General features: G+C 62.3%; 24 protein-coding genes. 13 read left to right on the forward strand and 11 right to left on the reverse strand.

All coding sequences use genetic code 11. The annotated features are described in order from the left end of the window. Nucleotides 1-103: 103 nt before the first annotated feature. Nucleotides 104-2,329, reverse strand: a complete 2,226-nt coding sequence (locus IG627_RS13590; protein WP_193192918.1) for a TonB-dependent receptor — start codon at nt 2,327-2,329, stop codon at nt 104-106. 313 nt (nt 2,330-2,642) lie between these two features. Further along, nucleotides 2,643-2,933, reverse strand: a complete 291-nt coding sequence (locus tag IG627_RS13595; RefSeq protein ID WP_193192919.1) for a hypothetical protein — start codon at nt 2,931-2,933, stop codon at nt 2,643-2,645. A gap of 140 nt (nt 2,934-3,073) precedes the next feature. On the opposite strand from IG627_RS13595, the gene hisB reads away from it, so the two are divergent. Genes hisB through hisF form a run of 4 tightly spaced genes read left to right on the forward strand, consistent with a single transcriptional unit; the run spans nt 3,074 to nt 5,891 of the window. Then, entirely contained in the window at nt 3,074-3,661 is a 588-nt protein-coding gene (gene hisB, locus IG627_RS13600) for an imidazoleglycerol-phosphate dehydratase HisB (RefSeq protein WP_193192920.1), read from the forward strand. After that, nucleotides 3,661-4,335 carry an imidazole glycerol phosphate synthase subunit HisH gene (gene hisH / locus IG627_RS13605; protein WP_193192921.1) on the forward strand — a complete coding sequence of 225 codons (675 nt, stop codon included), beginning with the start codon at nt 3,661-3,663 and terminating at the stop codon, nt 4,333-4,335. Before hisB ends, hisH begins: the two co-directional genes overlap by 1 nt. Nucleotides 4,336-4,382: 47 nt before the next feature. After that, entirely contained in the window at nt 4,383-5,114 is a 732-nt protein-coding gene (gene hisA / locus IG627_RS13610; RefSeq protein WP_193192922.1) for a 1-(5-phosphoribosyl)-5-[(5-phosphoribosylamino)methylideneamino]imidazole-4-carboxamide isomerase, read from the forward strand. A gap of 15 nt (nt 5,115-5,129) precedes the next feature. Beyond that, nucleotides 5,130-5,891, forward strand: coding sequence for an imidazole glycerol phosphate synthase subunit HisF (gene hisF / locus IG627_RS13615; RefSeq protein ID WP_193192923.1), 762 nt, complete (start codon nt 5,130-5,132; stop codon nt 5,889-5,891). A 72-nt stretch (nt 5,892-5,963) separates the two neighbouring features. Here the strand turns inward: hisF and IG627_RS13620 are convergent, their stop codons facing one another. From IG627_RS13620 to gpmI, 5 genes are all read right to left on the reverse strand, one after another. After that, nucleotides 5,964-6,227: a DUF6316 family protein gene (locus tag IG627_RS13620; RefSeq protein ID WP_193192924.1), complete on the reverse strand. Its 264-nt coding sequence runs from the start codon at nt 6,225-6,227 to the stop codon at nt 5,964-5,966. A 122-nt stretch (nt 6,228-6,349) separates the two neighbouring features. Then, nucleotides 6,350-7,699, reverse strand: a complete 1,350-nt coding sequence (locus IG627_RS13625; RefSeq protein WP_193192925.1) for a S41 family peptidase — start codon at nt 7,697-7,699, stop codon at nt 6,350-6,352. A 139-nt stretch (nt 7,700-7,838) separates the two neighbouring features. Next, nucleotides 7,839-8,198, reverse strand: coding sequence for a DUF488 domain-containing protein (locus IG627_RS13630; RefSeq protein WP_193192926.1), 360 nt, complete (start codon nt 8,196-8,198; stop codon nt 7,839-7,841). Between the two features lie 62 nt (nt 8,199-8,260). Continuing rightward, nucleotides 8,261-9,394 carry a murein hydrolase activator EnvC family protein gene (locus IG627_RS13635; protein WP_193192927.1) on the reverse strand — a complete coding sequence of 378 codons (1,134 nt, stop codon included), beginning with the start codon at nt 9,392-9,394 and terminating at the stop codon, nt 8,261-8,263. A gap of 8 nt (nt 9,395-9,402) precedes the next feature. Beyond that, entirely contained in the window at nt 9,403-10,953 is a 1,551-nt protein-coding gene (gene gpmI / locus IG627_RS13640) for a 2,3-bisphosphoglycerate-independent phosphoglycerate mutase (protein WP_193192928.1), read from the reverse strand. Nucleotides 10,954-11,171: 218 nt separating this feature from the next. Between gpmI and IG627_RS13645 the strand changes: the two genes are divergently transcribed. The 7 genes from IG627_RS13645 (at nt 11,172) to smrA (ending at nt 15,105) form a co-directional block, all read left to right on the forward strand. After that, nucleotides 11,172-11,582, forward strand: a complete 411-nt coding sequence (locus IG627_RS13645) for a rhodanese-like domain-containing protein (RefSeq protein ID WP_319024572.1) — start codon at nt 11,172-11,174, stop codon at nt 11,580-11,582. A gap of 47 nt (nt 11,583-11,629) precedes the next feature. After that, nucleotides 11,630-11,890 carry a glutaredoxin 3 gene (grxC, locus tag IG627_RS13650; RefSeq protein WP_193192929.1) on the forward strand — a complete coding sequence of 87 codons (261 nt, stop codon included), beginning with the start codon at nt 11,630-11,632 and terminating at the stop codon, nt 11,888-11,890. 143 nt (nt 11,891-12,033) lie between these two features. Then, nucleotides 12,034-12,534 carry a protein-export chaperone SecB gene (gene secB, locus IG627_RS13655; protein ID WP_193192930.1) on the forward strand — a complete coding sequence of 167 codons (501 nt, stop codon included), beginning with the start codon at nt 12,034-12,036 and terminating at the stop codon, nt 12,532-12,534. A gap of 291 nt (nt 12,535-12,825) precedes the next feature. Next, on the forward strand, nt 12,826-13,173 hold the full coding sequence (locus tag IG627_RS13660; RefSeq protein ID WP_193192931.1) for a GFA family protein: 348 nt from the start codon (nt 12,826-12,828) through the stop codon (nt 13,171-13,173). Next, nucleotides 13,174-13,623, forward strand: coding sequence for an acyl-CoA thioesterase (locus IG627_RS13665; protein WP_193192932.1), 450 nt, complete (start codon nt 13,174-13,176; stop codon nt 13,621-13,623). Beyond that, nucleotides 13,616-14,479, forward strand: a complete 864-nt coding sequence (locus IG627_RS13670; protein WP_193192933.1) for an SDR family oxidoreductase — start codon at nt 13,616-13,618, stop codon at nt 14,477-14,479. Before IG627_RS13665 ends, IG627_RS13670 begins: the two co-directional genes overlap by 8 nt. Nucleotides 14,480-14,517: 38 nt before the next feature. Further along, nucleotides 14,518-15,105 carry a DNA endonuclease SmrA gene (gene smrA / locus IG627_RS13675; protein ID WP_193192934.1) on the forward strand — a complete coding sequence of 196 codons (588 nt, stop codon included), beginning with the start codon at nt 14,518-14,520 and terminating at the stop codon, nt 15,103-15,105. A 490-nt stretch (nt 15,106-15,595) separates the two neighbouring features. On the opposite strand, the gene IG627_RS13680 is transcribed toward smrA, so the two are convergent. Further along, on the reverse strand, nt 15,596-16,090 hold the full coding sequence (locus IG627_RS13680; RefSeq protein ID WP_193192935.1) for an META domain-containing protein: 495 nt from the start codon (nt 16,088-16,090) through the stop codon (nt 15,596-15,598). A 63-nt stretch (nt 16,091-16,153) separates the two neighbouring features. Further along, nucleotides 16,154-16,627, reverse strand: a complete 474-nt coding sequence (locus tag IG627_RS13685) for an META domain-containing protein (protein ID WP_193192936.1) — start codon at nt 16,625-16,627, stop codon at nt 16,154-16,156. Between the two features lie 191 nt (nt 16,628-16,818). On the opposite strand from IG627_RS13685, the gene pyk reads away from it, so the two are divergent. Then, entirely contained in the window at nt 16,819-18,255 is a 1,437-nt protein-coding gene (gene pyk, locus IG627_RS13690; RefSeq protein WP_193192937.1) for a pyruvate kinase, read from the forward strand. A 54-nt stretch (nt 18,256-18,309) separates the two neighbouring features. On the opposite strand, the gene IG627_RS13695 is transcribed toward pyk, so the two are convergent. Beyond that, nucleotides 18,310-18,486: a hypothetical protein gene (locus IG627_RS13695; protein ID WP_193192938.1), complete on the reverse strand. Its 177-nt coding sequence runs from the start codon at nt 18,484-18,486 to the stop codon at nt 18,310-18,312. Between the two features lie 264 nt (nt 18,487-18,750). Next, the gene (locus tag IG627_RS13700; RefSeq protein ID WP_193192939.1) at nt 18,751-20,922 is read right to left on the reverse strand and encodes a TonB-dependent receptor; all 2,172 of its coding nucleotides are present in this window, start codon (nt 20,920-20,922) and stop codon (nt 18,751-18,753) included. A gap of 198 nt (nt 20,923-21,120) precedes the next feature. Between IG627_RS13700 and IG627_RS13705 the strand changes: the two genes are divergently transcribed. Beyond that, complete coding sequence (locus IG627_RS13705) at nt 21,121-24,489, forward strand: hybrid sensor histidine kinase/response regulator (RefSeq protein WP_193192940.1); 3,369 nt, start codon at nt 21,121-21,123, stop codon at nt 24,487-24,489. Nucleotides 24,490-24,641 lie beyond the last annotated feature (152 nt).

A 24,641-nucleotide genomic window follows, 5' to 3' on the forward strand; every position in this document is an offset into this window, starting at 1 on the left:
GGGGGGCCCCCCCGGGGGGGAACCCACCCGGGGTGGGGGGGGGGGCGCCCCCCCGGCGGGGGGGGGGGGGGGCGCTCGGAGGGGGTATTGAAGCAGTTGCGGCCTAGAAAATAAACCGCACGCCGGCTTCGACGCTGCGGCCCATTTCCGGGGCGAAGTCGCGCAGCAGCGAGGCGGAGTTGCGGATTTCCTCGTCCAGCAGGTTGCGGGCGCTGGCGAACAGCACCGCGTCGGTGCTGCCCAGCTTGAGGTTGTAGCGCGCGGTCAGGTCCATGCGCGTATAGCCATCGGTGGCTTCCTCAAAGGCGCCGGCGCGTTCCTGTGCGGAAGCCTTGGTGGTGCGCAACTCCCAGTTCCACTGGTCGTAGTCGCCGCCCAGGGCGAGTCCGATACGCAGCGGCGGCATACGCGGCACATCGCGGCTGTACTCGCGGCCCTCGCCTTCCTCGTGGTCGTGATCGTGGCCCGCTTCGCCTTCTTCTTCCCCGTGATGCAGGTCGAGATCGCTGGTAAAGCTGGCGCGCACGCTGTCACCGAACAGCTCCACATAGTGGCCGCCGGCAAAGGGCAGGCGCACGGAGGCTTCGGCACCGTAGAAGACCGCATCGCGGTTGCTGTATCCGTAGACGGCCAGCTCTTCCTCGTGGTTTTCCTCGCCGGTGTTGGCCGCGTAGATATAGTCGGTCACGCGGTTGTAGAACAGGTTGGCTTCGACGCGGGCGGCGTGCCAGCCGGAGGCTTCTTCATTGTGGTGGTGGTAGCCCAGCTCCAGGTTGAAGGACTTCTCCTTGTCGAGATCCTCTTCGCCTTCCAGGTAGCGGGCTTCCGCCAGGTGGGCGCCGTCGGCAAACAACTCCTCGGCCACCGGTGCGCGCTCTGCGTGGGTGGCACCGAAGCTCAGGTGCTGGTGCTCGGCCAGGAAATACTGCAGGGTGCCGCTCAGCCCCAGCAGGTTAAAGTCCTGGCTTTCCCCCTGATCCGGATCGACGGAGACCTGCTCGGCGCGGCCGCCCAGATCCAGGTGCCAGTCACCCCAGGCGCGTTCCTTCATGGTGAAGAGGCCCACACTGCGGGTCTTGGACGGCTGCACGAAGGCCTCGTCGCCGATGGCCGCGAAGTCCTTGTTGGACAGCTGCAGGCCGTAGGCGCCGCGCCACTCGCCGCCGTCGTCGTGGGTCACTTCTATGCGGCTCTCCCAGGCCTCGTTGGTAAAGCGGGTGCCCTCGTGGAAGTGGTCTCCGTGGGCTTCCAGCTCCGTGTGCTCGTAGTCGTTGTAGCCGAGGCGCAGGCGCAGCTTGTCCCAGTAGCCGTCGTCGAACTGGTGTTCGCCCTTGAGGTCGTAGCGGGTCTGGGCCATATCGATACGCACGACTTCCGGCGCTTCGCCGTGCTCGTGCTCCTCGTGCTCGTCGCCCGCAGCTTCCTCTTCGTGGTGGTCTTCCTCCCCGTGCTCCTCTTCCTCATGGTGGTGTTCGTGGGCGCCGAGGGGAATACCGTAGTTGTTCTCGAGCTGGTTTACCGACAGGCCGACAAAGCCGGTTTCGGTGATCCAGGAGACGCCGCCGCTGTAGCTGTGGGCGCGGGCATTGGTGTTGCCGACGAAACCGTCGGTGTTGAACTCTTCCTCTTCGTGCCCGTGTTCCTCACCGGCGTGCTCCTCGTCGTGGTGCGCTTCCTCGCGGTGGATGATGGCGAGGCCGGGGATCTCCGTGTCGTCGCTGTCGCGGTAGACGCCGTCCAGGTACCAGGCCACCCGGCCGGCGCCGCCGGACAGGCGGAAGACGCCGGCGTCCTGGCTGTTGCCGCTGTTGTGGCGCATCTCCAGGGCGCCCTCCAGCGCCTCGGGCACCTGGGTGGGGATGCGGCCGTCGATCACGTTCACCACGCCGCCGATGGCGCCGCTGCCGTAGCGTAGGGCGGCCGGGCCGCGCAATATCTCGATGCGCTGGGCCAGCAGTGGCTCGATGCTGGCGGCGTGGTCGGAGCTGGTATTGGAGGCATCGGCCACGTCCAGGTTGTCGTTCAGCACCTTGACGCGGTTGGCGCTCTGGCCGCGAATCACCGGCAGGCCGACACCGCCGCCGAAGGAGGCGTTGGCCACGCCCGGCTGGCTCTCCAGGGTCTGGCCCAGGGTTGCGGCAGCGGCGTCGCGCAGCGCCTCGCCGGACAGCACGGATACCGGTGCGGCCACGGCGTCGGCGGGCTTGTCCAGCGGGGATACGGTGACGTTGACCTCTTCCAGGGGCTGGCCGGTATTGTCGGCGGCGTAGGTGGCGGGCACGGTCAGGGCGCCGGCAATCGCCAGGGCCAGTTTGCTGGTCTTGTTCATCGGTTTTTTATTCCTGTCACACGGCGCGCGGGCGCTGCCATAAACGAACAGGCAGGCGTCGCCGCTAAATAAACTTATCGGTTTTTCGAGTTTGCTAGTTGGCTTGTGGCTACCGATTGGGGCGACGGGCGGGCCTGCTGCCGGGGTTTGTTTGTGGGACACGGGCTAGGCGCCCCCCCTTAATACGTCCCTGTAGGCTTGTCGGCGAGGTGGCCCGGCCGCTCCACGTATTCACGGCGCCTTCGGCCCCTCTCGCCAACAGTCCCACAAACAAACCCCGGCATCAGGCCCTTCGCATCACGCTCGGTGCCAGTCAGCGGGGTGGCAGGAATAGCGGGGGTGCGCGGGCGCTCTGGCGCTCCGGCTGACAGTCGCGGGGTACCGGCGCGGACTGGGTGCTGTAGAGCACTACCGGTGCCGGCTGGACGAAATCGAAGTCGCTGCCGTGGGCGGCGGGCATATGGTTGAAGCAGAGGTCACACATCTCCACCTGACCGTCGTTCAGGTGAATATGCTCCGCCCACAGCGGCTGGGCTGCGAGCAGTGCAAGCAACAGCATCAGGCTGGCCCAGAAGCGGGATCTTTGGCGGGAGTGGTTGACCATGGACGGTATGATATGTGCTTCGGGTTACGAATCAAGTTTCATCTGTCACCAACCGGTCACAGGGGCGGTCATTCGTCCTATAATTCGCGCCTTCTGCCTAATCGCCCCCAATTTGTAAACAGACCGAGGATTTTCCCTCCATGCGCAAGGCCAGCGTCAAACGCGATACCCTGGAAACCAAAATCGCCGTCAGCGTCAACCTCGATGGCGACGGCCGCGGCCAGTTTGATACCGGGGTGCCTTTCCTCGAGCATATGCTCGACCAGATAGCCCGCCACGGCATGATCGACCTGGATATCAGCTGCGATGGCGATGTGCATATCGACGATCACCACACGGTGGAGGACATCGGCATCACCCTGGGTAAGGCGATTACCGAGGCGCTCGGGGACAAGAAGGGCATGACTCGCTACGGTCACGCCTATGTGCCGCTCGATGAAGCGCTCTCCAGGGTAGTGGTGGACTTCTCCGGCCGCCCCGGTCTGATCATGGACGTGCCCTTTACCCAGAAACGCATCGGCAATTTCGATACCGAGCTCTTCTACGAATTCTTCCAGGGCTTCGTGAACCACGCCCTGGTGACCCTGCATATCGATTGCCTGCGCGGCCACAATGCCCACCACCAGGTGGAGACGGTATTCAAGGCCTTCGGTCGTGCCCTGCGCATGGCGCTGACGCCGGATCCGCGCATGGCCGGCACCATGCCCTCCACCAAGGGTGTGCTCTGATGCCCTCGTCAACGCAAAAAATCGCCGTACTCGACTACGGCATGGGCAACCTGCACTCGGTGGCCAGTGCCTTGCAGCGGGTTGCGCCGCATGACGAAGTGGTGCTCGCCGGTACACCGGAGCAGGCCCAGGGCGCCGACCGTTTGCTGGTGCCGGGCGTCGGCGCCATCCGCGACTGTATGGCGGGCTTCGTCGAGGCCGGCTTCGCGCCACTGCTGAATGACGCCATAGAGTCCGGCCTGCCGATACTCGGCATCTGCGTCGGCATGCAGATCATGATGCGCCGCAGCGAGGAGAACAACGGTGTCGACTGCCTGGATATTTTCCCGCAGCCGGTAAAGTTTTTTGGCAACGATTTGCAGGAAGACGGAAAGGTTGGCGCCTGCGGCTCAAGATTAAAGGTCCCCCATATGGGGTGGAACCGGGTAGAGCAGAAGCGGGCGCATCCGCTGTGGAAGGATATTGAGGGCGGCAGCCGTTTTTATTTCGTGCACAGTTACTATGTGCCGGCCGAAGAGAATGCCGATATCGCCGGGCAGACCGACTACGGTGTATCCCTCGCCGCCGCGGTAGCGCGGGAAAATATTTTTGCCACCCAGTTCCACCCGGAAAAAAGTGCCGACGCCGGCCTGCAGCTGCTGAAAAATTTTGTCGGCTGGAACGGCAAAATCTGATTACCACCAAATACGATTTACATTTACCGCCGAATTAAAGACAGATCATGATCGTAATACCCGCAATCGACTTGAAAGACGGCCAGTGCGTGCGCCTGCGCCAGGGCGAGATGGACGACGCCACCGTATTCTCCGACGACCCGCTGGCCACGGCGCAGCACTGGGTCGACGAGGGCGCCAGGCGGTTGCACCTGGTGGACCTGAATGGTGCCTTTGCCGGTAACCCGGTCAACGGAGAGGCGGTCACTGCAATTGCGAAACAGTTTCCCGGCCTGCCGGTGCAGATAGGCGGCGGCATCCGCGATCTGCACACCATCGAAAAATACCTGGATGCCGGTGTGACCTGGGCCATTATCGGCACCGCCGCGGTCAAGAATCCGCAGCTGGTGAAAGAAGCCTGCCGCGAGTTCGAGGGTCATATCATCGTCGGCCTGGACGCGAAGGACGGCCTGGTGGCGACCGAGGGCTGGGCGGAAGTGTCCGAGCTACAGGCCACGGAACTGGCGAAGCAGTTCGCCGACTGTGGTGTCAGTTCCATCGTCTACACCGATATCGCCCGCGACGGCATGATGCAGGGGGTCAATATCGCCGCCACGCTGGAAATGGCGCGCGCGGTGCAGATTCCGATCATCGCCTCCGGCGGTGTCAGCAGTATCGAGGATATTCGCCAGCTGCTCGAGGCAGGCGAGATAGCCGGGGCCATTACCGGCCGCGCCATCTACGAGGACAAGCTGAACCTGCGCCAGGCGCAGCAGCTCTGCGACGACTGGAAGCGGTAAAGGGAAGAAGAGAAGATGGCACTGGCAAAGCGAATCATCCCCTGCCTGGACGTCGACGCCGGGCGCGTGGTCAAGGGCGTCAATTTTGTCGATATCCGCGATGCCGGCGACCCGGTGGAAATCGCGCGCCGCTACAACGAGGCGGGAGCGGACGAGATTACCTTTCTCGATATCACCGCAACCCATGAGGGCCGCGACACCACATTGCACACCGTGGAGAAGATGGCCTCCCAGGTGTTTATTCCTCTGACCGTCGGCGGCGGTGTGCGCACACTGCAGGATATCCGCAACCTGCTGAATGCCGGCGCGGACAAGACAGCGATCAACTCGGCCGCCGTCAAGAATCCGGAATTCGTGCGCGAGGCGGCCGAACGTTTCGGCAGCCAGTGCATTGTCGTCGCCATTGATGCGAAACAGGTGGCTGAAAACAAGTGGGAGATATTCACCCACGGCGGCCGCAACCCCACCGGCATAGATGCGGTCGAGTGGGCCAAAAAAATGGCGGACCTGGGCGCCGGCGAAATACTGCTGACCAGCATGGACAGGGACGGTACCAGGAATGGTTTCGACCTGCCCCTGACCCGCGCGGTATCCGATGCGGTGCCGGTGCCGGTGATCGCCTCCGGCGGCGTGGGCAATCTTCAGCACCTGGCCGATGGCGTCCTGCAGGGCGGTGCCGATGCGGTGCTGGCGGCGAGTATTTTCCACTTTGGCGAGTACAGCATTGCCGAGGCCAAGGCCTTTATGCAGGAAGCGGGAATAGAGATGCGTCTGTAGGGTGCGCCGTGCGCACCGCCGGTCTCTTTGGTGCGCGCGGTGCACCCAGCAGAGGAGTGACCTGGATCGACGTCAGATCTTGTGGTTTCTGCGCCAGTGCTTGGCGCGCTGGCTGCCGAACGGATGGATCACCGCGCCCTTCTGCTGCTTGCCGTAGGTAACTCTCGGTGGGTAAAAATAAAATCGAACTGCGCGCTCCGCCTCATCGCGGCAGGGATAGGGCCCGAAACAGGCGCCGCCGCGTACCTGGAAGTACCAGTCGTCTCCCAGTTTGTAGAAGCGGTCGGAGCGCGGGGGAAGGGGTTGCCCCTCTTCGCCGGCGCGGTACTTCTGCATAACCACCTTCCAAAACCGCGCACGAACATAACCCACGCGGTTTCGTTCTCGGGCGAACAGCGTGTTCGCCCCTACATCCTTGTCGGGCGAATGCGGCATTCGCCCCTGACTCCTCGGCGGGATCAATCGGCGCGGGCGACGCGCTCGCGTAAACCCCTGTCCCTCTGGGCGTAGAGATTCAGGCCCTTGAGTACATTGAGTGCCTCGAAAATCTGGTTGTCACGATCGAGCCAGTCGTCGCGGCCCTCCTTCTCTTTGGCGCGGTCGCTGGATCCGCGCTCCGCACCGCCATTGCCGTTGCCCAAATGGCCGGCCAGGTCCGCCTCGGTGGTGCGTGTGGCGCCCTGCAGACGGGTAATCTTGACCCGCTCGACCACGATATCCGGTGTAATCCCCTGGGCCTGGATGGAGCGGCCATTGGGGGTGAAGTAGAGCGCCGTGGTCAGCTTGATGGCGCGCTCGTTGTTGATCGGAATCACCGTCTGCACCGAGCCCTTGCCGAAGCTGTCGGTACCCATCACCACTGCGCGGCGGTGGTCCTGCAGGGCGCCGGCGACAATTTCCGCGGCGGAGGCGGAGCCGTCGTTGATCAGGACTACCAGCGGCGCACCCTCGGTCAGGTCGCCCGGCTCGGCGGAGTAGCTGAGGTTGGCGGATTCGGTGCGCCCCTCGGTGTAGACCACCAGGCCCTCCTCGAGGAAGGTATCGGCCACTTCCACCGACGACTGCAATACACCGCCCGGGTTGTTGCGCAGGTCGACGATCAGGCCTTTCAGCTTGCCCTTCTTCTGCAGTTTCTTGATCTCCCGTGCCACGTCGCCGCCGGTATCCAGCTGGAACTGGCTGATGCGCAGGTATCCGTAGCCGTCGTCGAGCATTTTGCTGCGCACACTGCGCACGCGCACCGTGTCGCGCTTCAGGGTGACCTCGAAAGGCTGCTTGTGACCCTTGCGCGCTATGGTCAGGGTGACGCTGCTGCCCTTGGGTCCACGCATGCGCTCCACCGCCTCGTCCAGGCTGACCCCCTTCATGGATTTACCGGACAGGCGCAGGATGATATCACCGGACTTCAGGCCGGCGCGGGAGGCCGGGGTGTCGTCCATTGGCGTGACGACGGTGATATGTTCGTTCTCGATACCCACTTCGATGCCGAGTCCGGCAAACTCGCCGGTGGTATTGGCCTGCAGGTCGTCGAAGGATTCCCGGTCCAGGTAGGAGGAGTGCGGATCCAGCCCCTGCAGCATGCCCTTGATGGCGTATTCCAGCAGGGTGCTGTCGTCCACTTCCTCGACGTAACCCTGGCGAATCTGTTCGAACACTTTGGCGAAGCTGCGCAGGTCTTCCAGCGGCAGGCGGGTTGCGGTTTCGGGTATCAGGTCGTGGTTGGAATCGCCCTCGCTGAGGCCCATCAGGGGCAGGGCGGTGAGGGCGGCTGCGCCGATAAAGGTGGCCAGCGCTTTGGGGGTGAACATATCGTTGAAACCTCTGCCTTATTTCTTCGCTTCTTTGCGAAAGTGTAGACCGCGGGGGTGGGCAGGGATTTAAGTTGGCGGGAAACTCAACTGCGCGAAAAATTGCCCTCGGCGCCGTATTTATCGCACTTCTGTGAATTCATTGTCCTTGCAGGAACATTTTCAGTGCCACCGCGTTGTTGTGCTCCTGATCCCGCGCGGCATAGAGCAACGTCAAAGGACGCCCGTTACTGGCCTTCAGGAGGGTCTCAATCTCTGCACTCTTTTCGCGCAATTCCTTGTGGTAGCGCTGGTAAAAGGCGGCCCAGAGGCGGGGATCGTGGTTGAACCAGTGTCGCAGCTCGTCGGAGGGCGCCAGCGCCTTGCACCAGTCGTCCAGCGGCAGTGATTCGCGGCTCAGGCCGCGCGGCCAAAGGCGGTCCACCAGCACGCGGTAGCCGTCCCCGCGCTGGGGCGAAGCGTAGGCGCGTTTGCAGTGGATAGAGGTTGGTCCGGCCATGTCGAAAGTGATCTGCCCATCTCTCTGTCAGGGTAGCCGCATGGCGATAATTCGTGATCCCGTTAACCGCGACACCAGACGGTGGGATCCTGCGGCTTGCCGTTGCGGCGTATCTCGAAGTAGACGCCGCTGTGCGCCAGGCCGCCGCTGTTGCCGACCCGGGCGATGGTGTCGCCGCGCTCGACCCACTCGCCGAGGCTCCGGGTCAGGGACTGGTTGTGGGCGTAGAGACTCATATAGCCGTCGCCGTGATCCAGGATCATCAGCATGCCCTGGCCGCGCAGGTAGTCGGAAAAGACCACCCGGCCGCGATGAATGGCGCGCACCGGTTCACCTTCACTGGCGCGGATGGTGATGCCCTTCCAGGAGATGCCGTTGGCGCGGCGCTGGCCGTAGGCGTTGGCGCGGCGGCCCTCGGCCGGCCACCGCATGCGCCCGCGCTGCCTGGCGAAGGGCTGCTGGTCCCCGGGGCTCACCAGCGAGGCGATGGCCTTACCCACCTCATCCACGAGCTTCTGCAGGCGCCCTCTGTCGCTCTTCAGCTGCTGCAGTTCACCGCTCTTGTCCGCCAGGCGCGCGGCCAGCCTGTCGAGGGTCTTGTTTCTCTGCCTCTGTGCGCCCTTGAGCCGCTGCTCCCGCTCCTGTAGCTGGCGTCGCTCGCTATCCAAAGTGTCGCGCTCGCGCTCGATCGAGCTGCTGACTGTTTGCAGGGAAGTCAGTGTGGCGAGGTAGTCGTCGATAACGCGGCTGCGTTCTTGGAGAAAGTATTCGTGGTAGCGGAGCTGGCGGGCGATATTCTGGGGGTCTTGCTGGTTGAGGAGCAGCTTGACCTGCTCCTGTCTTCCGAGTCGGTATGCGGCGGCGACTTCCTGCTCGACCCGCCGCTGCATACTTCGCCGAGATTCCTGCAGCTGCTGCTGCTCTTTTTTCAGTTCCTGCAGTTTCTCGCCGCGGCTGCGCATATCGCGCTTGATCTGGTCGATGCGCTGGTGCAGTTCGGAGATATCCTTTTCGTTGTCCTCCAGGTCCTTGAGCAGCTGGTCGCGCTGGCTCTTTACCTGGTTGAGTTCCTGCTGCAGCGCCTCGATGCGCTGCTTGATCTCGGCCAGGCGCGCCTGCTGGTCCCCGTCCGCGTCGGACTGGGACCAGGCGGGCAGGGACAAGAGTGTGAACAGGATTACTGCTAGAACTCTCATTGCGTAAATCATCCGTCGAATTTCACCAGGCTCTGGCCAGTCATTTCCGCCGGTTGCGGCAGATCCATCAACGCTAGCATGGTCGGTGCCACGTCCGCCAGGCTGCCGCCGTCGCGCAGGCTGACGTTGCGCTCACCCACATAGACGAAGGGGACCGGCAGGGTGGAGTGCTGGGTGCTGACCTGGCCGGATGCGCCGTCGAACATCTCCTCCACATTGCCGTGGTCGGCGGTGATCAGCACCTCGCCGCCGGCGGCCAGGGCCGCGTTGACGACGCGGCCGACGCACTGGTCCAGGGCCTCCACCGCCGCGACGGCGGCCTCGAAGATACCGGTGTGGCCGACCATATCGCCATTGGCGTAGTTGCAGATGATGGCGTCGTAATCGCCGCTGCCGATGGCCGCCACCAGCTTGTCGGTTACCTCCGGCGCGTTCATTTCCGGCTGCAGGTCGTAGGTAGCCACGTTGGGCGACTTGATCAGCTCGCGGGTCTCGCCGGCGTAGGGCTCCTCGCGGCCACCGCTGAAGAAGAAGGTCACGTGGGCGTATTTCTCTGTCTCGGCGATGCGCAACTGGGTCCTGCCCTGCTCCGCCAGGTATTCGCCGAAGGAGTTCACCAGTTTCTCCGGCGGGAAGGCGCAGCTGGCGTCAATGTCGGCAGCGTACTCGGTGGTCATCACGAAGTCTGCCAGTTCGGGCGCGGCGGCGCGCTCGAAGCCGTCGAAATTGGAATCGGTAAAGGCGCGGGTCAACTGGCGCGCGCGGTCCGGGCGAAAGTTCATAAAGATCAGCGCGTCGCCGTCGTTGATCGGCGCCGCTTCGCCAATCTGGGTCGGCGCGACGAACTCGTCGTTCTCACCGCGCTCATAGGCGGCGGCCAGGCCGGCCAGGGCGTCGGCGGCTTCGTATTCGGCCACACCCCGGGTCATCAGGTCATAGACGGCCTGGACCCTGTCCCAGCGCTGGTCGCGATCCATGGCGAAGTAGCGTCCGGCCAGGCTGGCGATGTGCGCGGTGCCGATGGAGTCGCACACCTGCATCAGGCGCGCCAGGGAGGGTTCGGCGCTGCGCGGCGGCGTGTCGCGGCCGTCGAGGAAGGCGTGTACATAGATGGCCCTGGCACCGCGCTGGGCGGCCAGGGTCACCATCGCGACTATGTGGTCTTCATGGCTGTGCACCCCGCCCTCGGACAGCAGGCCCATAATATGCACGGCGCCGTTGTTGGCGATGGCCTTGTCCACCGCGGCGGTGTAGGCGGGATTCCTGAAGAAGTCGCCGTCCTGGATGGCCTTGTTGATGCGGGTGTAGTTCTGGTACACGACGCGGCCGGCGCCCAGGGTCATATGCCCCACTTCGGAGTTACCCATCTGCCCCTCGGGCAGGCCCACCGCCATACCGGAGGTCTGGATCAGGGTCTTGGGGCGGCTGGCCCAGAGTTGGTCCCACACCGGCGATTTGGCCGCGTGGATGGCATTGTGCTCGGGATTCTCGCTGTGGCCGAAGCCGTCCAGGATCAGCAGGACCAGGGGACGTTTTTGATGGGGTTGGTCAGCGGCCATAGCGAAGGTGTTCCTCTGCCGGTGGTTGGAATCGGGACGCGGATTTTAACCCGATTGCGCAGCCTTTAACCATGTTCGCCGGCGTGGATGAGAGATACGGCACACCCGGCTTTTAAAAGGTGTCGGGCTGGTTAAGATTTCGCCAGGATCGTGTATACTCCGGCCGCATTGGGCGCCAGGGCGTCGATCACAACAACAAACACGGAATTGGGGGCGGAGTGGACTTTTTCGTCTTTATGAGCGAGCAGTGGCTGCTGGTCAGCCTGCTGGTGGTATTGCTGTACGCATTTGCGCTGAGCGAGCGCTACAAGGCCGGCACCCCGGCATCGATACACGAGGTGACGCGGCTGATCAATGGCGAGGGCGCGCGGATACTGGACGTGCGCGACAGGAGTGAATTCAGCGCCGGCCATATCGTGGATGCGGTGCATATCCCCCACGGCGAGGTGGCGGAGCGGGTTTCCGAGCTGGCTGCCTACAAGGACAAGCCGCTGATAGTGGCGGACAAACTGGGCCAGCACGCCGGCGCCGTGGGTCGCCTGTTGAAACAGCAGGGTTTCCAGGTGCGCCGCCTGCAGGGCGGCATGACCGAGTGGGCCAACCAGAACCTGCCGCTGGTCAAGGGTTAACTGAAGGCGCAGCTGCAGGTCGCGCCAGCGTTGAAAAAGACGGTATCGTGAAAGAAGTCGTTATCTACACCACCCGCTATTGCCCCTTCTGTATTCGCGCCAAGCAGCTGCTCGACAGCAAGGGCGTGCATTACCGCGAGATGGCCGTGGACGGCGATCCGGAGCTGCGCGCGCAGATGACCGCCAAGGCGGGTCGCCATACGGTGCCACAGATCTGGATCGGCGAGCAGCATGTCGGCGGTTGCGACGAGCTGATGGCGCTGGAGCGCAGCCGCCAACTGGACAAGCTGTTGGGTGGCGCCAACTGACGCCCGCTGCGACGTCCGGTCATAGTAATTTGCTATTCTCGGCCTTGAAACGGTATTCGCAGGCCCCATTTGAAAGACTCATACAGGGAGTCTTTCTCACGGAAGGCAGTAATAAATCACTTATATAAAGAACAGGCAGTAACATGGCTGAAGAACAGAACGGCGCAGCGGCCAACGCAGAGGCCCCGCAAGTACAATTCGCGATGCAGCGCATCTACCTGAAAGACCTCTCCTTCGAGACCCCGATGGGTGCCGAGGTCTTCAAGAAGCAGTGGAAGCCCCAGGTCAACCAGGAGCTGAACACCAGCACCGCCAAGATCGACGAAGATCTGTACGAAGTGGCGCTGACCCTGACCATCACCGTCAAGCTGGAAGAAGAGACTGCCTTCCTGGTGGAAGTGAAGCAGGCCGGCCTTTTTGCCATCAAGGGCCTGGAGGGCCAGCAGCTGGCCCAGGCGCTGAACACCGCCTGCCCGCAGATACTCTTCCCCTACGCCCGCGAAGTGGTGGACAACGTGGTAACCAAGGGCTCTTTCCCGGCCCTGATGCTGCCGCCGATCAACTTCGACGCCCTCTTCGCCGCGGCCCTGAACCAGGCGCAGCAGCAGGCGGAAGCCGCCAAGGAAGAGCAGACCGAAGCCTGATGCTTGCCCGGCTCTGAATCGAAAAGGCCCCAATCGGGGCCTTTTTCATTTGGGCCGTCCTTGGCCCTCACCCTGCGGGCAGCCTTCGGCTGTGCAAAACGGCAATCCGTGCCGTTTTGATGAGTATGGGTCTTCGGTGGTTTTGAACCTAGGGCGCTGGCAGCAGGACCTTCGCATCTAACCCCATTGCTCTTATCGAGTCCCGTAGGGTGCGCCGCGCGCACCGAGTCACTTGTCCCCTCCCACCAGATCGCATAGGCTCGAACCACACCCCACAACAGGAGAGCCATCGTGAACTATCAGGGAAGCTGCCACTGCGGCCGTATCGCATTTGAAGTGGAAGGGCAGATCGATGAAGTGATGGAGTGCAACTGCTCCCACTGCAGCAAGAAGGGCTTTCTGCTCTGGTTCAGCCCCCGCGACCAGGTTGCGCTCAAGTCGCCGGAAGCGGACATGGCCACTTACACCTTCAACAAGCACGAGATCAAACACCAGTTCTGCCCCGATTGCGGCTGCCAGCCCTTCGGTTTCGGGCAGATGCCGGATGGTTCTCCCATCGCCGCCATCAATGTGCGCTGCCTGGAAGGGGTGGAGCCGACGGAATTGACGATCAAGCAGGTAGACGGGCGCAGTTTCTGAATGGAATGGGATTTACCGCGACCCTTCGTGTGGAGGGTCACCGTACAGGCCGAGCATGTGGACGGCCTGCACCACACCAACAACGCCGAATATGTGCGCTGGTGCGAGCGCGCCGGTTGGGCCCACAGCGTGGAGCTGGGCCTGGATGTCACAAATTACCAGGGGCTCGACCGCGGTATGGCCATTCGCCACGGCGAGTACGACTATATACTGGCGGCCAGGGAAGGGGATGAACTGCTGTTCGGTACCTGGCTGACGAAGGTGGATGGGCGCCTGAATATGACCCGCCGCTTCCAGGTGTTCCGCGCTTCCGACGAGGCGCTGGTACTGCGCGCCCAGTGGCAGATGGTGTGTATCGAGCTGTCCAGCGGCAGACCCAAGCGCATGCCCCAAGTGTTCAAGGATATCTATTGCCCGGCAGTCATTGCCCCGGAGGCCGCAAGTGAGTGAAGAATTTATCACCCTGACCAAAAACACCGGCGCCCTCAAGGGCAAGACGATTTTCATCACCGGTGCCAGCCGCGGCATCGGCCGCGCCATTGCGCTCAAGTGTGCAGCGGACGGGGCCAATATTGTTATCGCCGCCAAATCCGCCGAGCCGCACCCGAAGCTGCCGGGTACCATTTACTCGGTGGCGGAGGAGGTGGAGGCCGCCGGCGGTGCGGCGCTGCCGTTGCAGGTGGACGTGCGCGAGGAAAAGCGGGTCGCCGAGGCGATGGCAGAGGCCGCGGAAAAATTCGGTGGCATCGACGCGGTGGTGAACAATGCCGGTGCCATCAACCTGACCAATGTGGAATCCACTCCGCCCAAACGCTACGACCTGATGCAGAGTATCAACAGTCGCGCCGTCTACCTGACCGCGCACCTGGCGATGCCCTATCTCAAGCAGTCGGGCAACGGCCATATCCTCAGCCTGTCGCCGCCCATCAACCTGCAGCCCAAGTGGCTGGGGCCTTTTGCCCCCTACGCGCTGTCGAAATTTGGCATGACCGTCCTGAGCATGGGGCTGGCGGAGGAATTGCGCGAGGCGGGTGTCAGCGTCGCCACCCTGTGGCCGCGCACCCTGGTGGCTACTGCGGCGATTGAATTCGCGGTGGGCAACCGCGAAATGTTCGAGCAGAGTCGCAAGCCGGCGGTGATGGCCGATGCGGCCTATGAAGTCCTGGTGACGGAGAACAGTGCGCTGACCGGCCGCCAGCTGATCGACGAGGAGCTTCTGGGTGAGCGCGGCGTTGAGGATTTTACCGGCTACGCCCACAATCCGGCCAAGGCCGACGACCTGGCCGTGGACCTGTTCCTGGATTAATCACCGCAGTATCGAGAGGCAGAAGAGGTATTAGTGCCGTGAGCGACAGCGATCTTTTTCAGGACGCCCTGGGCCAGCTGGGTGACGTCAAGCCCCTGGCGCGGGAGCGTCGTGTGGTCCTGAAGAAAGACCGTCAGGATGCGGACCTGAACCAGCGCGCGCGCCGTGAGGCCGCCGTGGAGGAAACTGCCCGGGAGCTGAACCCCCTGTCCGGGGAATACGTCGAACTGGTGGATCCCTGGGACCCGCTGGAGTTCAAGCGCGACGGTGTACAGAACGGTGTTTACCGCAATCTGCGCCTGGGCAAATACCAGGTGGACGCGCGCCTCGATCTGCACCGCTACACGGTGGAAATGGCACGCCGTGCGGTGCTGGAATTCGTGCGCGACTGTGTCGAGGCGGACGTGCGCTGTGCGCTGATCACCCACGGCAAGGGCGAGGGGCGCAAGCAGCCGGCGCTGCTGAAGAGCTGCGTCAATAACTGGCTGCCGCAACTGCAGGAGGTGCTCGCCTTTCACAGCGCGCAGAAACAGCACGGCGGCCTGGGCGCGACCTATGTGCTGTTGCGCAAGAGCGAGCGCAAGCGGCAGGAAAACCTCGAACAGCACCAGCGCCGCAATCGGTAATTTCCCCAGGGCCTGCCTAAACTAAATCGGTGGTCGCGTTGCCGTCCCAAAGTGGGTCAGGCGAGGAGCGTGGTTTAGTTGGCCGAATGAGCGATGAGCAATACGGCATGGCCCGTTTGGGGAGCGCAACCCGAAGGGACGGGGCCATCGAATTCAATGTGAAAAGGCCAGAATCTACCTGCGGTGGTAACGGATACCAAATGGAGGGGGTGGCGACAAGCTGCCAGTTGGTGGGCTGCAAACTGGCCAGTCGGATTTTAGATATCGCTGTAACCTGATTGTCACGACTGACAACTAGTATGCAACTACAACGACTTGCTTGTCCGCCTCGCTAGGGTTCGAGCGGTATCTGGAGGCAGCGTTGGTCTTCTCTCTTTTTGATTCGCTTTGGCGAATTTTTACCCTTCTTGATTGATAATGCTCGGCGGCCAATTTGGCCGCCGTTTTTTATTGGGGGGCGAGAAAGTTGTGGAATGAATTCTGTGAGGGGTTATCGCGGCATTCCTTCGATGCGCTTGAACTCCAGTCGGGTAGCACCGCTTTCGCTGCGCAGGATCAGGGAGTCGCCTTTTACCGTCAGGTTGTCGGTCTGCGGCAACGCCTTCAGGTAGTCCTTTTCCAGATCACTGCTGCCACGGGCGTCGCTCATGCGCGAGATCGCCGGAACCTGGGGCCAGGAAATCTCTCCACTGTCGGATAGCGCGAAGCGACCCAGGTAGGGGTTGATGCCGGCGCTGCCGCGCACATAGCCGAGCTTGTCACAGGTGAAGTAGGGGCGATCGCGCAATAACTTTTTCCACAGCAGGCGCGAGCGGTGTTCGCGCCCGTCCACGGACAGGCTCTCCAGCAACCATTGGTGCTCGCAGACCGAAGACTCCTCCACACTTTCCGCCAGTTCATCGTTTCCCAGGTGGCCACAGCCGGACAGGGACAGCAGCAGTGAAAACTGAATGAGTGAAAGAAGGCGTTTGTGGAAGCACAGCATGAAAAGGTCTCGTTATTTTTGTGATATTAAACCTGAAAAATCCCTGCCTGTCTGTGGCAGGGTTCAAGGCCCGACCCTGACAAATTCTATATAGATATCACCGGAGGCATCGCGCAGAATCAGCCGCGCACCGCCGGATTTGGTAAAGGCCTGGCGGGTGCCGGCGAGGGCGCGCAGGTAGCTGTTTTCCTGTTGCATCAGGGCGTCCGGCCCTGCCATTTTGGTGGAGGCGAAGCTGGAGGTGTCCCACAGCATCTGGCCGTTTTCAGTGACCTGCATGGCGCCGCGATAGGTATTGATGCCGCTCTTGCCCATTACATTGCCTTCGCGATTACACAGGAAAGTGAACCGGTCCGTTTCCTCTACCGCAATGGCTTCGCCGTTGACCCGCAAGCGCTTCAGCTGCCACTTGTTGCCGCAAACCGTATTCAGGTTGCCCGCCGACTGCACTACCGGGGCCTCTTCGGTACCGATACCGAGACAGCCGCCCGCGACCAATACTACTCCCAGCAGCCACAACTGTATGAATCTGCTCATTGGCGTCTAGCTCCCTGCCTGTTCCTGAACACTGGCACCTGTTTCGATCAGTTTCCGGCGCCGAATCCCAAAAAAGTTGCTACGGAAAGCTTAGTTGCTGTGCTGTACCGGGAGTGGAGTAGGGCGACAAGCTATGCTTGCAAAAGCGCCGACCACTGCCGCAGGTGAGCGCTTACATGGAAGTTATCCACATGCTCAGACGTACCAAGATCGTCGCCACCCTGGGTCCTGCCACAGACAAGGCGGGCATGCTGAAGCAGCTGATCGCGACCGGTGTGGATATGGTGCGCCTCAACTTCTCCCACGGTATCGCCGGGGATCACCGCCGCCGCGCCGAGCAGGTGCGGAGGGAGGCCGCCCGCCAGGGCCGCCATGTGGCGGTACTCGGTGACCTGCAGGGGCCGAAGATTCGCGTCGGCACCTTCAGCGAGGGGCGCGCGCGCCTGGAGAAGGACGCGGGTTTTGCGTTGGACCCGGACTGGCCCGAGGGTGGCGGCAATGTGCAGGGTGTATCGGTGGACTATGGGGATCTGTCGAGCGACTGCTCCGCTGGGGATATCCTGCTGCTGGACGACGGCCGCCTGCGCCTGCAGGTAAAGAAAGTAGACGGCCGCGCAGTGCATACCCGGGTCGAGGTGGGTGGCTGGCTATCCAACAACAAAGGTATCAACAAGCTGGGCGGTGGCCTGACCGCACCGGCACTGACGCAGAAGGACCGCAGGGACATCAAGCTGGCAGCGGAGCTGGAGCTCGATTACCTGGCAGTATCCTTTCCCCGCGATGCCGCCGATATGCAGAAGGCGCGCCAGCTGCTGCGTGCCGCCGGTGGCAGTGCGCACCTGGTGGCCAAGATAGAACGCGCCGAAGCGGTCGCCGACGAGGCGCAACTGGACGAACTGATCCTCGCCAGCGACGTCATTATGGTGGCCCGTGGCGACCTGGCAGTGGAGATCGGTGATGCGCAACTGATGGGCGTGCAGAAACACCTGATCCGCCGCGCGCGACACCTGAACCGGGTGGCCATCACCGCGACACAGATGATGGAGTCGATGATCTCCAGCCCGGTGCCCACCCGCGCCGAAGTCTGCGATGTGGCCAACGCGGTGCTGGATGGCACAGATGCCGTGATGCTGTCAGCGGAGACTGCCGCCGGCGACTACCCGGTGGAGACGGTAGAGCATATGGCCGAAGTCATTGTCGGTGCCGAGAAGCACCGCGCCAGGCGGAAACCGCCCAGGGTAATGCAGGAAAATTATCCCGCCGGTGACGCCTGTATTGCCATGGCTGCGACGACCATCGCCAACCACTGCCGCGATATCAAGGCGATTATCTGCCAGACCGAAACCGGCAACACGGCGCTGCTGATGTCGCGGGTGCGCGCGGACATTCCAATTTTTGCCTTTTGCCGACATCGCAGCAGCTGCAGCCGTGTGGCCCTGTATCGCGGCGTGGACCCGGTGCTGATGGAAGTGGAGGGCATGGACGGCCCGACGCGGGATCGCCAGGCCATAGCGCACCTGAAGAAGCGCAAACTACTGCAAGAGGGCGATTTCGTACTGGTCTCCCGGGGTTACCACCAGGACGTGGGGGGCAACACCGATACGCTGCGCATAGTGCAGGTGGACTGAATGCGGATGGCCGCCCCGCTGCTCCTGCGGCGCGATCATTTCGCGCCCGGGGATTTACGAGGTCCGCACACAGCGCACCAGTATCTTGGTCTCCAGTTCCTGTTCAATACAGTGGAATTTCTGACCGTTCATGGTCAGTGCTTTGGGGGCTCCCTCGGGCGCGGTTGTCGAACAACCGGCAACTCCTGTCGCCAGGGCCACTGCCAGCAGAATACAGCTCAATTTCTGCACCGCAGGTACCTCGTGACTTGTGTGGTAGGCGCGAATTTACTCCGCACTCAATTTCAGCCTAGAGGAAGCAGCCGTCAAAGTGAGGTTTTTGACGCCAATTTGTGCAAAGTGGCGACAGAGCGGACGATCATAAGGATCCCGTGAAACTACAAACAAAAAAGCCGCCGTTAAACACTAACGGCGGCAAGTCGTAGCTCACTGAGCTGGAGGCAGGGGGCGCCCCGAGGAGAATTCGCGCAACAATCGGGCCTGACTGGTTCCCGGTCAGAAGTTGTAGCTGCCGGTCAGGGCTATGGTGCGCGGGGCGCCGTAGAAGCCGGTCTGGAATACAGTGCCGAAATCGTACCCGGCGATGCGGTATTCCTTATCGGTCAGGTTTTTCCCGACCAGGCCCAGCTGCCAGTCGCCATTCGCACTGTAGTAAGTTGCAGTGAGATCTACCAGCGTGTAGGCGTCCTGATCGAGAATGCCGGGAGTCTCGAATATCTGCGTATCGGAGCGATACGACACAGAGGGCACGACAACCACCTCACCGCCTGCAGCGGGAATCGCCCAGTTCAGCTGCATCATCGCCGTTGTATCGGGCGTGTTCTGCATGTCGCGGGTATCCGCGATGTCCTCGCCACCCGACATGAATTCGATAAATTCTGCATCGACCCAGCCGAGGTTGGCATTTGCAGTCAAGTTGTCGGTAATAGCCAGCGACGCTTCGAGTTCAATACCCTGAATGCGTGACTTGCCTGCGTTCAATACATCACCGGCGGTGGTTCCGTCGTCGAGAATGCGCTGGGTGGTCAGCTGCATGTCTGTGTAGTCGGCCCTGAAGAGCGCACCGTTCAGGCGCAGGCGGTTGTTCAGTGCATCCAGCTTCCAACCCAGTTCCACGGTATCGACGGTTTCCGGTGCGTAACCTTCGCGAGTCAACGGGTTGGCGGTTTCTACACCGCGCATGTCAAAGCCACCGCTTTTAAAGCCGGAACTATAGGATGCATAGAGCATGGCATCTTCATTCACCTGGTAATCCAGGCCAATACGCGGCGTAAACTCGCTCCAGGTATTACTGTTGGTGTAATCCGTCCTCACCTGAAACAGCGTTGATTCTGCCGTATCTCCATAGTATTTACCATGAGAGAAATCGGAACCTAGCCCGAGGAGTACAGCGTTATAGACATCCGCCTCTTTTTCGTCGCGGGTATAGCGACCGCCGAGATTCAGGTTCCACTGATCGGCAAATTGCCAGTTGTAGTGGGCATAGGCGGACAGGCTTTCAGTATCGACGCTGCCGGATACGGCCACGGTGCTGGGAGCGAGAACGGCATCGTAGCTCCCGGAAGCGGTGCCGTCGTAGTAATAAATTCCACTGACAAGGTCAGAACTTTCTCCCTGCCAGACCAGCTGGAATTCCTGGGTAAACTGTTCGTCGTCATAGATCGCTGGAACGTCGAAGCTCGGGGTGCTTACGCTGTCGAAGTCGATGACGGTTTCAGTTTCTCCCTCGCGGCTGGCGGTCACAGATTTGAGCGTAATGCTTTCGGATACTTGCCACTCTGCGGACAGGGACATTCCGCTGGTCTCGACGCTGTTGTCGGCGGGAAGGTTGGATTCTGTATCGTAAACGCTGTCCAGCACTGCTTCGCCATTGATGCCGGGGTTAAAACGGTGTCCATGCTTGGACGCAGAGTCATCCGCGGTGTTGTCTGCCGCAAAGCGAACAAAAATATCATCGGAGGGTGAATACTCCAGGCTGACCCGCATTGCCAGTATGTCTTTGTCATACTGGTCGTCACCTGTAATGACATTTTCCCCGAAACCATCGCGATTGAAGCTGGCTATCGCTGCACCGATATTGAGGTTTTCCGTCAGGCCGGTGGAGGCTTTGATTTTGAAGTCACGCTGATTGTAACTGCCGATTGCGGAGCCAATTGAAACCTCGGTGTCTCCTGTCATTTTCTTGGTGACGTATTTGACGGCGCCGCCGATGGTGTTCTTGCCGTAGAGGGTGCCCTGGGGGCCGCGCAATACCTCGATACGCTCCACATCGAACACATCCATTACCGCACCCTGGGGGCGGGCCACATAGACGTCGTCGATGTAAATGCCGACGCCCGGCTCATAGCCCCACAGAGGGTCCTGTTGGCCGATTCCGCGAATGAAGGCCGTCAGCGTGGAGTTGGTCCCCCGGCTGACCTGCAGTGTTGTATTGGGGCTCAGCTTCTGGATATCGGTCATATCCGTGATGCCATTTTCAATCAGGCTTGCTTCGCCGATGGCAGTTACCGCCACCGGCACCTCCTGCAGCGACTGCTCGCGCTTCTGCGCGGTGACGGTCACTTCTTCCAGAGCGGGGTCGGCGTGGGTAAAGCTGGCGCCGCAGGCCAGCATGACGCCGGCGGCGAGGGGATGGAATTTTATTGCTCTATTTATCGCTCTGCTCATGGCTCTCTCCATTCACCAAAATTATGGTTTTTATAAGTCTCGGAGCTGCCACTCTATCCACTCGGAGTCTATTTGCCTGCTAGACCAAGGTATGACGTTTGCGGTGCTCAGGATGGAGGACAAAAAACAGCCACTGGGGTATGGTTTCAGTCGTCGAGAGAAAGAATAACGAAGACAAGTCCAAATAGGTATTGCCGCTTGTTTAGCCTCACTACCCTGGCCGCCGTTGCCCTGGCCTACCTGCTGTTGCTGTTCGCTATTGCCTTCTGGGGCGACCGGCTGCCGGTGGCGCGCATTCGCCCGATCAAGCCATTGCTGCTGGCCCTGGCCGGTACCTACACCAGCGCATGGATGTTCTTCGGCACCCCGGCGCAGGCGGTGGAGGAGGGCTGGCTGTTGCCGCCCACCTTTGTCGGCGCCAGCCTGATGCTGATTGTCGGCGCGCCGCTGCTGACCCGTTTCGTGCGCCTGTGCAAGCGGCGGGGCTCCACCTCCATCGCCGACTTTATCAGCGCCCAGTTCGGCGGCTCCCAGTGGCTGGCGGCCACAGTGGCCGTGCTCGCACTGGTCGCAGTCTTGCCCTATCTGGCTCTTCAGTTGCGGGCGGTATCGGACAGTTTCCTATTGCTGGCCCATAGTGGGGAAATCAGTTCCTCTGCGGTGACGGCGGTTGTCAGTGTGACTCTGGGCCTGTTCGCACTGCTGTTCGGTACCCGCCATATCGACAGCAGCGTGCACCGCAACGGCATGCTGCTGGCCGTGGCCTTCGAGGCGCTGGTCAAGATTGGGGCCTTCGTCGCCGTGGCCTGGTTTGTGCTGGGCAGCGCCTTCGATGGGGCAACCGGCCTGGCGCGCGAGGCGCTGGCCAGTGAGCGGGTTGCACAATTGAATGCGGCGCGTCCCGCGGATACCGGTTATTTCGCCGTGGTGGTGCTGGGCATGGCGGCCATGTTCTGCCTGCCGCGACAGTTCCATATCCTGATGATCGAGAGTGACGGCGAGCAGGATATAGGCCCGGTGAGGAAGCTGATACCGATCTATCTGGGGATACTCTCGGTGGCGATTCTGGTGGTCGGCTACGGCGGGCTGCTGTGGCTGCCCCAGACCCCCGGGGCGGGCTTCGATAACCCGGAGCGCTTCGTGCTGGGTATACCCCTGCACGGCGGCTCCGAGTGGCTGTCGCTGCTGGCCTTTATCGGCGGCCTCTCCGCCGGTTCCAGCATGGTCATCATTGCCACCATCGCCCTTTCCACCATGATCGCCAACACCATGGTGGTGCCCTGGTGGTTGCAGCGACTGCAGGCGCGGCCCGCGGACCAGGCGCTGGGTTCGGACCTGCGCCGCGTGCGCCGCGGCATTATCGCGCTGATCATGCTGGCGGCCTTTGCGGTCAACGAGGCGATAGGCGCGGGTGTGCGCCTGGGCACCTTCGGCCTGCTGTCCCTGGCTCTGGTCGGCCAGCTGGCGCCGGCGATGATCGCCGCTGTGATCTGGCCCAAGCACTGGATCAGGCTGCGCGCGGCCGGTGTTATCGCCGGGCTGGCTGCAGGTACGCTTGTCTGGGCGCTGTCGGCCCTGCCGGCAGCGGTGGGTGAGGTGGATCTCGTTGCGCGTTGGTTGGATCTGCAATGGAGTTCACTGACGATCAGCTGCGTCATCGGCATGGGACTCAATTGCGCGCTTCTGCTGCTGGTATCCAAGTGGCTGGCGTTCTCGACCCCCCACGACAGCAGCGTCGCCGAGGTGCCGGTGGACAGGGCGCAGCTGCGCGAGCTGCTGGCGCGCTTTATCGGTGGCGACGCGGCGGGAAAGACTTTTGCCGGCCTCCGCGAGGCATCCGGTAACGATTACCGCGAGGCGGTGGAGAAAATTCTCGCCGGTATCGTCGGTTCCACCAGCGCGCGCCGCCTGGTGCGCAATTACAACGGCGCCGAGGCCAGCGCCCAGACCCTGGAGCAGGCCTCCGCCATCTACCAGTTCGGGCGCGGCCTGCTGCAGAGCAGCATCGACAATATCGATCAGGGCATCTCGGTGGTGGATGCCAACCTCAACCTGGTGGCCTGGAACCGCCGCTATGTGGAGCTCTTCCGCTATCCGTCGTCGATGATCCATGTCGGTCAGCCAGTGGCGGAGCTGGTGCGCTACAACGCCAGCCGCGGTGAGTGCGGCCCCGGTTCTGTGGAGATACACGTACAGAAACGCGTGGAGCACCTGCGGGCTGGCACCGCCTACCGGGTGCAGCGCCACCGCACCGATGGCACTGTGCTGGAGATTCGCGGCAACCCGCTGCCCGGCGGTGGCTTCGTGACCACCTATACCGATGTGTCGGACTACCAGCGTACCCTGGGAGAGCTGACCGAAGTTAAGGATTCCCTCGAGCAGAAGGTTGCGGCGCGCACCGCTGCGCTGCAAGCCTTGAACGAACAGCTGGAAACGCTGAACAGCGAGCTGGAAGTGGCCAGCGCCGGTAAGACCCGGTTTCTCGCCGCCGCCAGTCACGATCTGGTGCAGCCGTTGAATGCCAGCCGCCTGTTCCTCGATGCGCTCAGCGCGCGCAGGCTGGACGACGACAGTCGCGGCCTGCTGAGTCGCGCCGACAGTGCCCTGGCGGCGGCCGAGCAGCTGATCACCGATATGCTGCAGATAGCGCGCATGGACGCCGGCGATATCCACCCGAAAATCCAGCCTACCGAACTGGACAGAGTGGTCGCAGAGGTGGTGGAGCAGGCGCGCCTGGCCGCGGGCAGCCGCAATATCCAGCTGCGCTACCGCCGCAGCGACCTCTGGGTGATGAGCGATGAAAAGATGCTGCGCCGGGTGGTACAGAATCTGGTGGACAACGCCATCAAGTACACACGCAGCGGTGGCGTACTGATAGGCGCACGCCATAAGAATGGTGGTGTTTCACTGGAGGTCTGGGACACCGGCTGCGGCATAGACGGCTCGCAACAGCAGAATATCTTCCGCGAGTTCTGTCGTCTGGGCGGTGTCGAGCGCGAGCACGGCTACGGTTTGGGCCTGGCCACCGTCGAGCGCCTGTGCCGGCTGCTGGATTCGCCCATCGAGCTGGTGTCACGGCCGGGGCGCGGCAGTGTGTTCCGCGTGCGCCTGCCGCGCGCGCGCGCGGAAAATCGCCAGGCGGCGGCTACCGCACAGCTGACACCGGCGCAGTCATCGCTGCAATTGCGCGTGCTCTGCGTCGACAACGAGCCTGCAATCCTGGAGGCCATGCAGGCACTGCTCGGCGGCTGGGGGTGCAGCATCGAATGCGCGCGCGGTAGCGACTCGGCGCTGCAATTGCAAAAGCCCGACCTGCTGCTGATGGATTTCCACCTGGAAGACAGCGTCGACGGCATAGCGCTGGCGCAACAGCTGATGGGCCACTGGGGCGAGGCGGTACCCTGCGTGATCATCTCGGCGGAAAACACCGACCTGGTGAAAAACCGGGCACAGCGCGCGGGCTGGCAGTTTCTGCAGAAGCCCCTGCGCCCGGCGGCTCTGCGCGCCCTCCTGCAGGCGAGGCAGAAACAGCTCGCCCAGGCGGAGCCTGCGACCAAGGTCGTATAGCGATGGCGGTGCGCGCGGCGCACCCTACGGGAACTGCAATCCCCATGTTGGAGCGGCGGGCATTCTGTCGTCATTCCGGCGCAGGCCGGAATCTAGGCGCCCCCGTACTGGATACCGACCTGCGCCGGTATGACGAGCTAACGTAGGCTTGA

Origin of the sequence: Microbulbifer taiwanensis (assembly GCF_014904815.1) — a bacterium.
GTDB classification, from domain to species: Bacteria; Pseudomonadota; Gammaproteobacteria; order Pseudomonadales; family Cellvibrionaceae; genus Microbulbifer; species Microbulbifer taiwanensis.

Bases quoted from the DNA above. Each gene is read 5' to 3' on its own strand.
- hisF (WP_193192923.1), top strand. From the start codon at position 5,130: ATGGCACTGGCAAAGCGAATCATCCCCTGCCTGGACGTCGACGCCGGG.
- IG627_RS13620 (WP_193192924.1), bottom strand. From the start codon at position 6,227: ATGCAGAAGTACCGCGCCGGCGAAGAGGGGCAACCCCTTCCCCCGCGC.
- IG627_RS13630 (WP_193192926.1), bottom strand. From the start codon at position 8,198: ATGGCCGGACCAACCTCTATCCACTGCAAACGCGCCTACGCTTCGCCC.
- IG627_RS13635 (WP_193192927.1), bottom strand. From the start codon at position 9,394: ATGAGAGTTCTAGCAGTAATCCTGTTCACACTCTTGTCCCTGCCCGCC.
- gpmI (WP_193192928.1), bottom strand. From the start codon at position 10,953: ATGGCCGCTGACCAACCCCATCAAAAACGTCCCCTGGTCCTGCTGATC.
- IG627_RS13665 (WP_193192932.1), top strand. From the start codon at position 13,174: ATGGAATGGGATTTACCGCGACCCTTCGTGTGGAGGGTCACCGTACAG.
- hisA (WP_193192922.1), top strand. From the start codon at position 4,383: ATGATCGTAATACCCGCAATCGACTTGAAAGACGGCCAGTGCGTGCGC.
- IG627_RS13700 (WP_193192939.1), bottom strand. From the start codon at position 20,922: ATGAGCAGAGCGATAAATAGAGCAATAAAATTCCATCCCCTCGCCGCC.
- hisB (WP_193192920.1), top strand. From the start codon at position 3,074: ATGCGCAAGGCCAGCGTCAAACGCGATACCCTGGAAACCAAAATCGCC.
- IG627_RS13680 (WP_193192935.1), bottom strand. From the start codon at position 16,090: ATGCTGTGCTTCCACAAACGCCTTCTTTCACTCATTCAGTTTTCACTG.
- pyk (WP_193192937.1), top strand. From the start codon at position 16,819: ATGCTCAGACGTACCAAGATCGTCGCCACCCTGGGTCCTGCCACAGAC.
- IG627_RS13685 (WP_193192936.1), bottom strand. From the start codon at position 16,627: ATGAGCAGATTCATACAGTTGTGGCTGCTGGGAGTAGTATTGGTCGCG.
- IG627_RS13590 (WP_193192918.1), bottom strand. From the start codon at position 2,329: ATGAACAAGACCAGCAAACTGGCCCTGGCGATTGCCGGCGCCCTGACC.
- IG627_RS13625 (WP_193192925.1), bottom strand. From the start codon at position 7,699: ATGTTCACCCCCAAAGCGCTGGCCACCTTTATCGGCGCAGCCGCCCTC.
- secB (WP_193192930.1), top strand. From the start codon at position 12,034: ATGGCTGAAGAACAGAACGGCGCAGCGGCCAACGCAGAGGCCCCGCAA.
- hisH (WP_193192921.1), top strand. From the start codon at position 3,661: ATGCCCTCGTCAACGCAAAAAATCGCCGTACTCGACTACGGCATGGGC.
- IG627_RS13595 (WP_193192919.1), bottom strand. From the start codon at position 2,933: ATGGTCAACCACTCCCGCCAAAGATCCCGCTTCTGGGCCAGCCTGATG.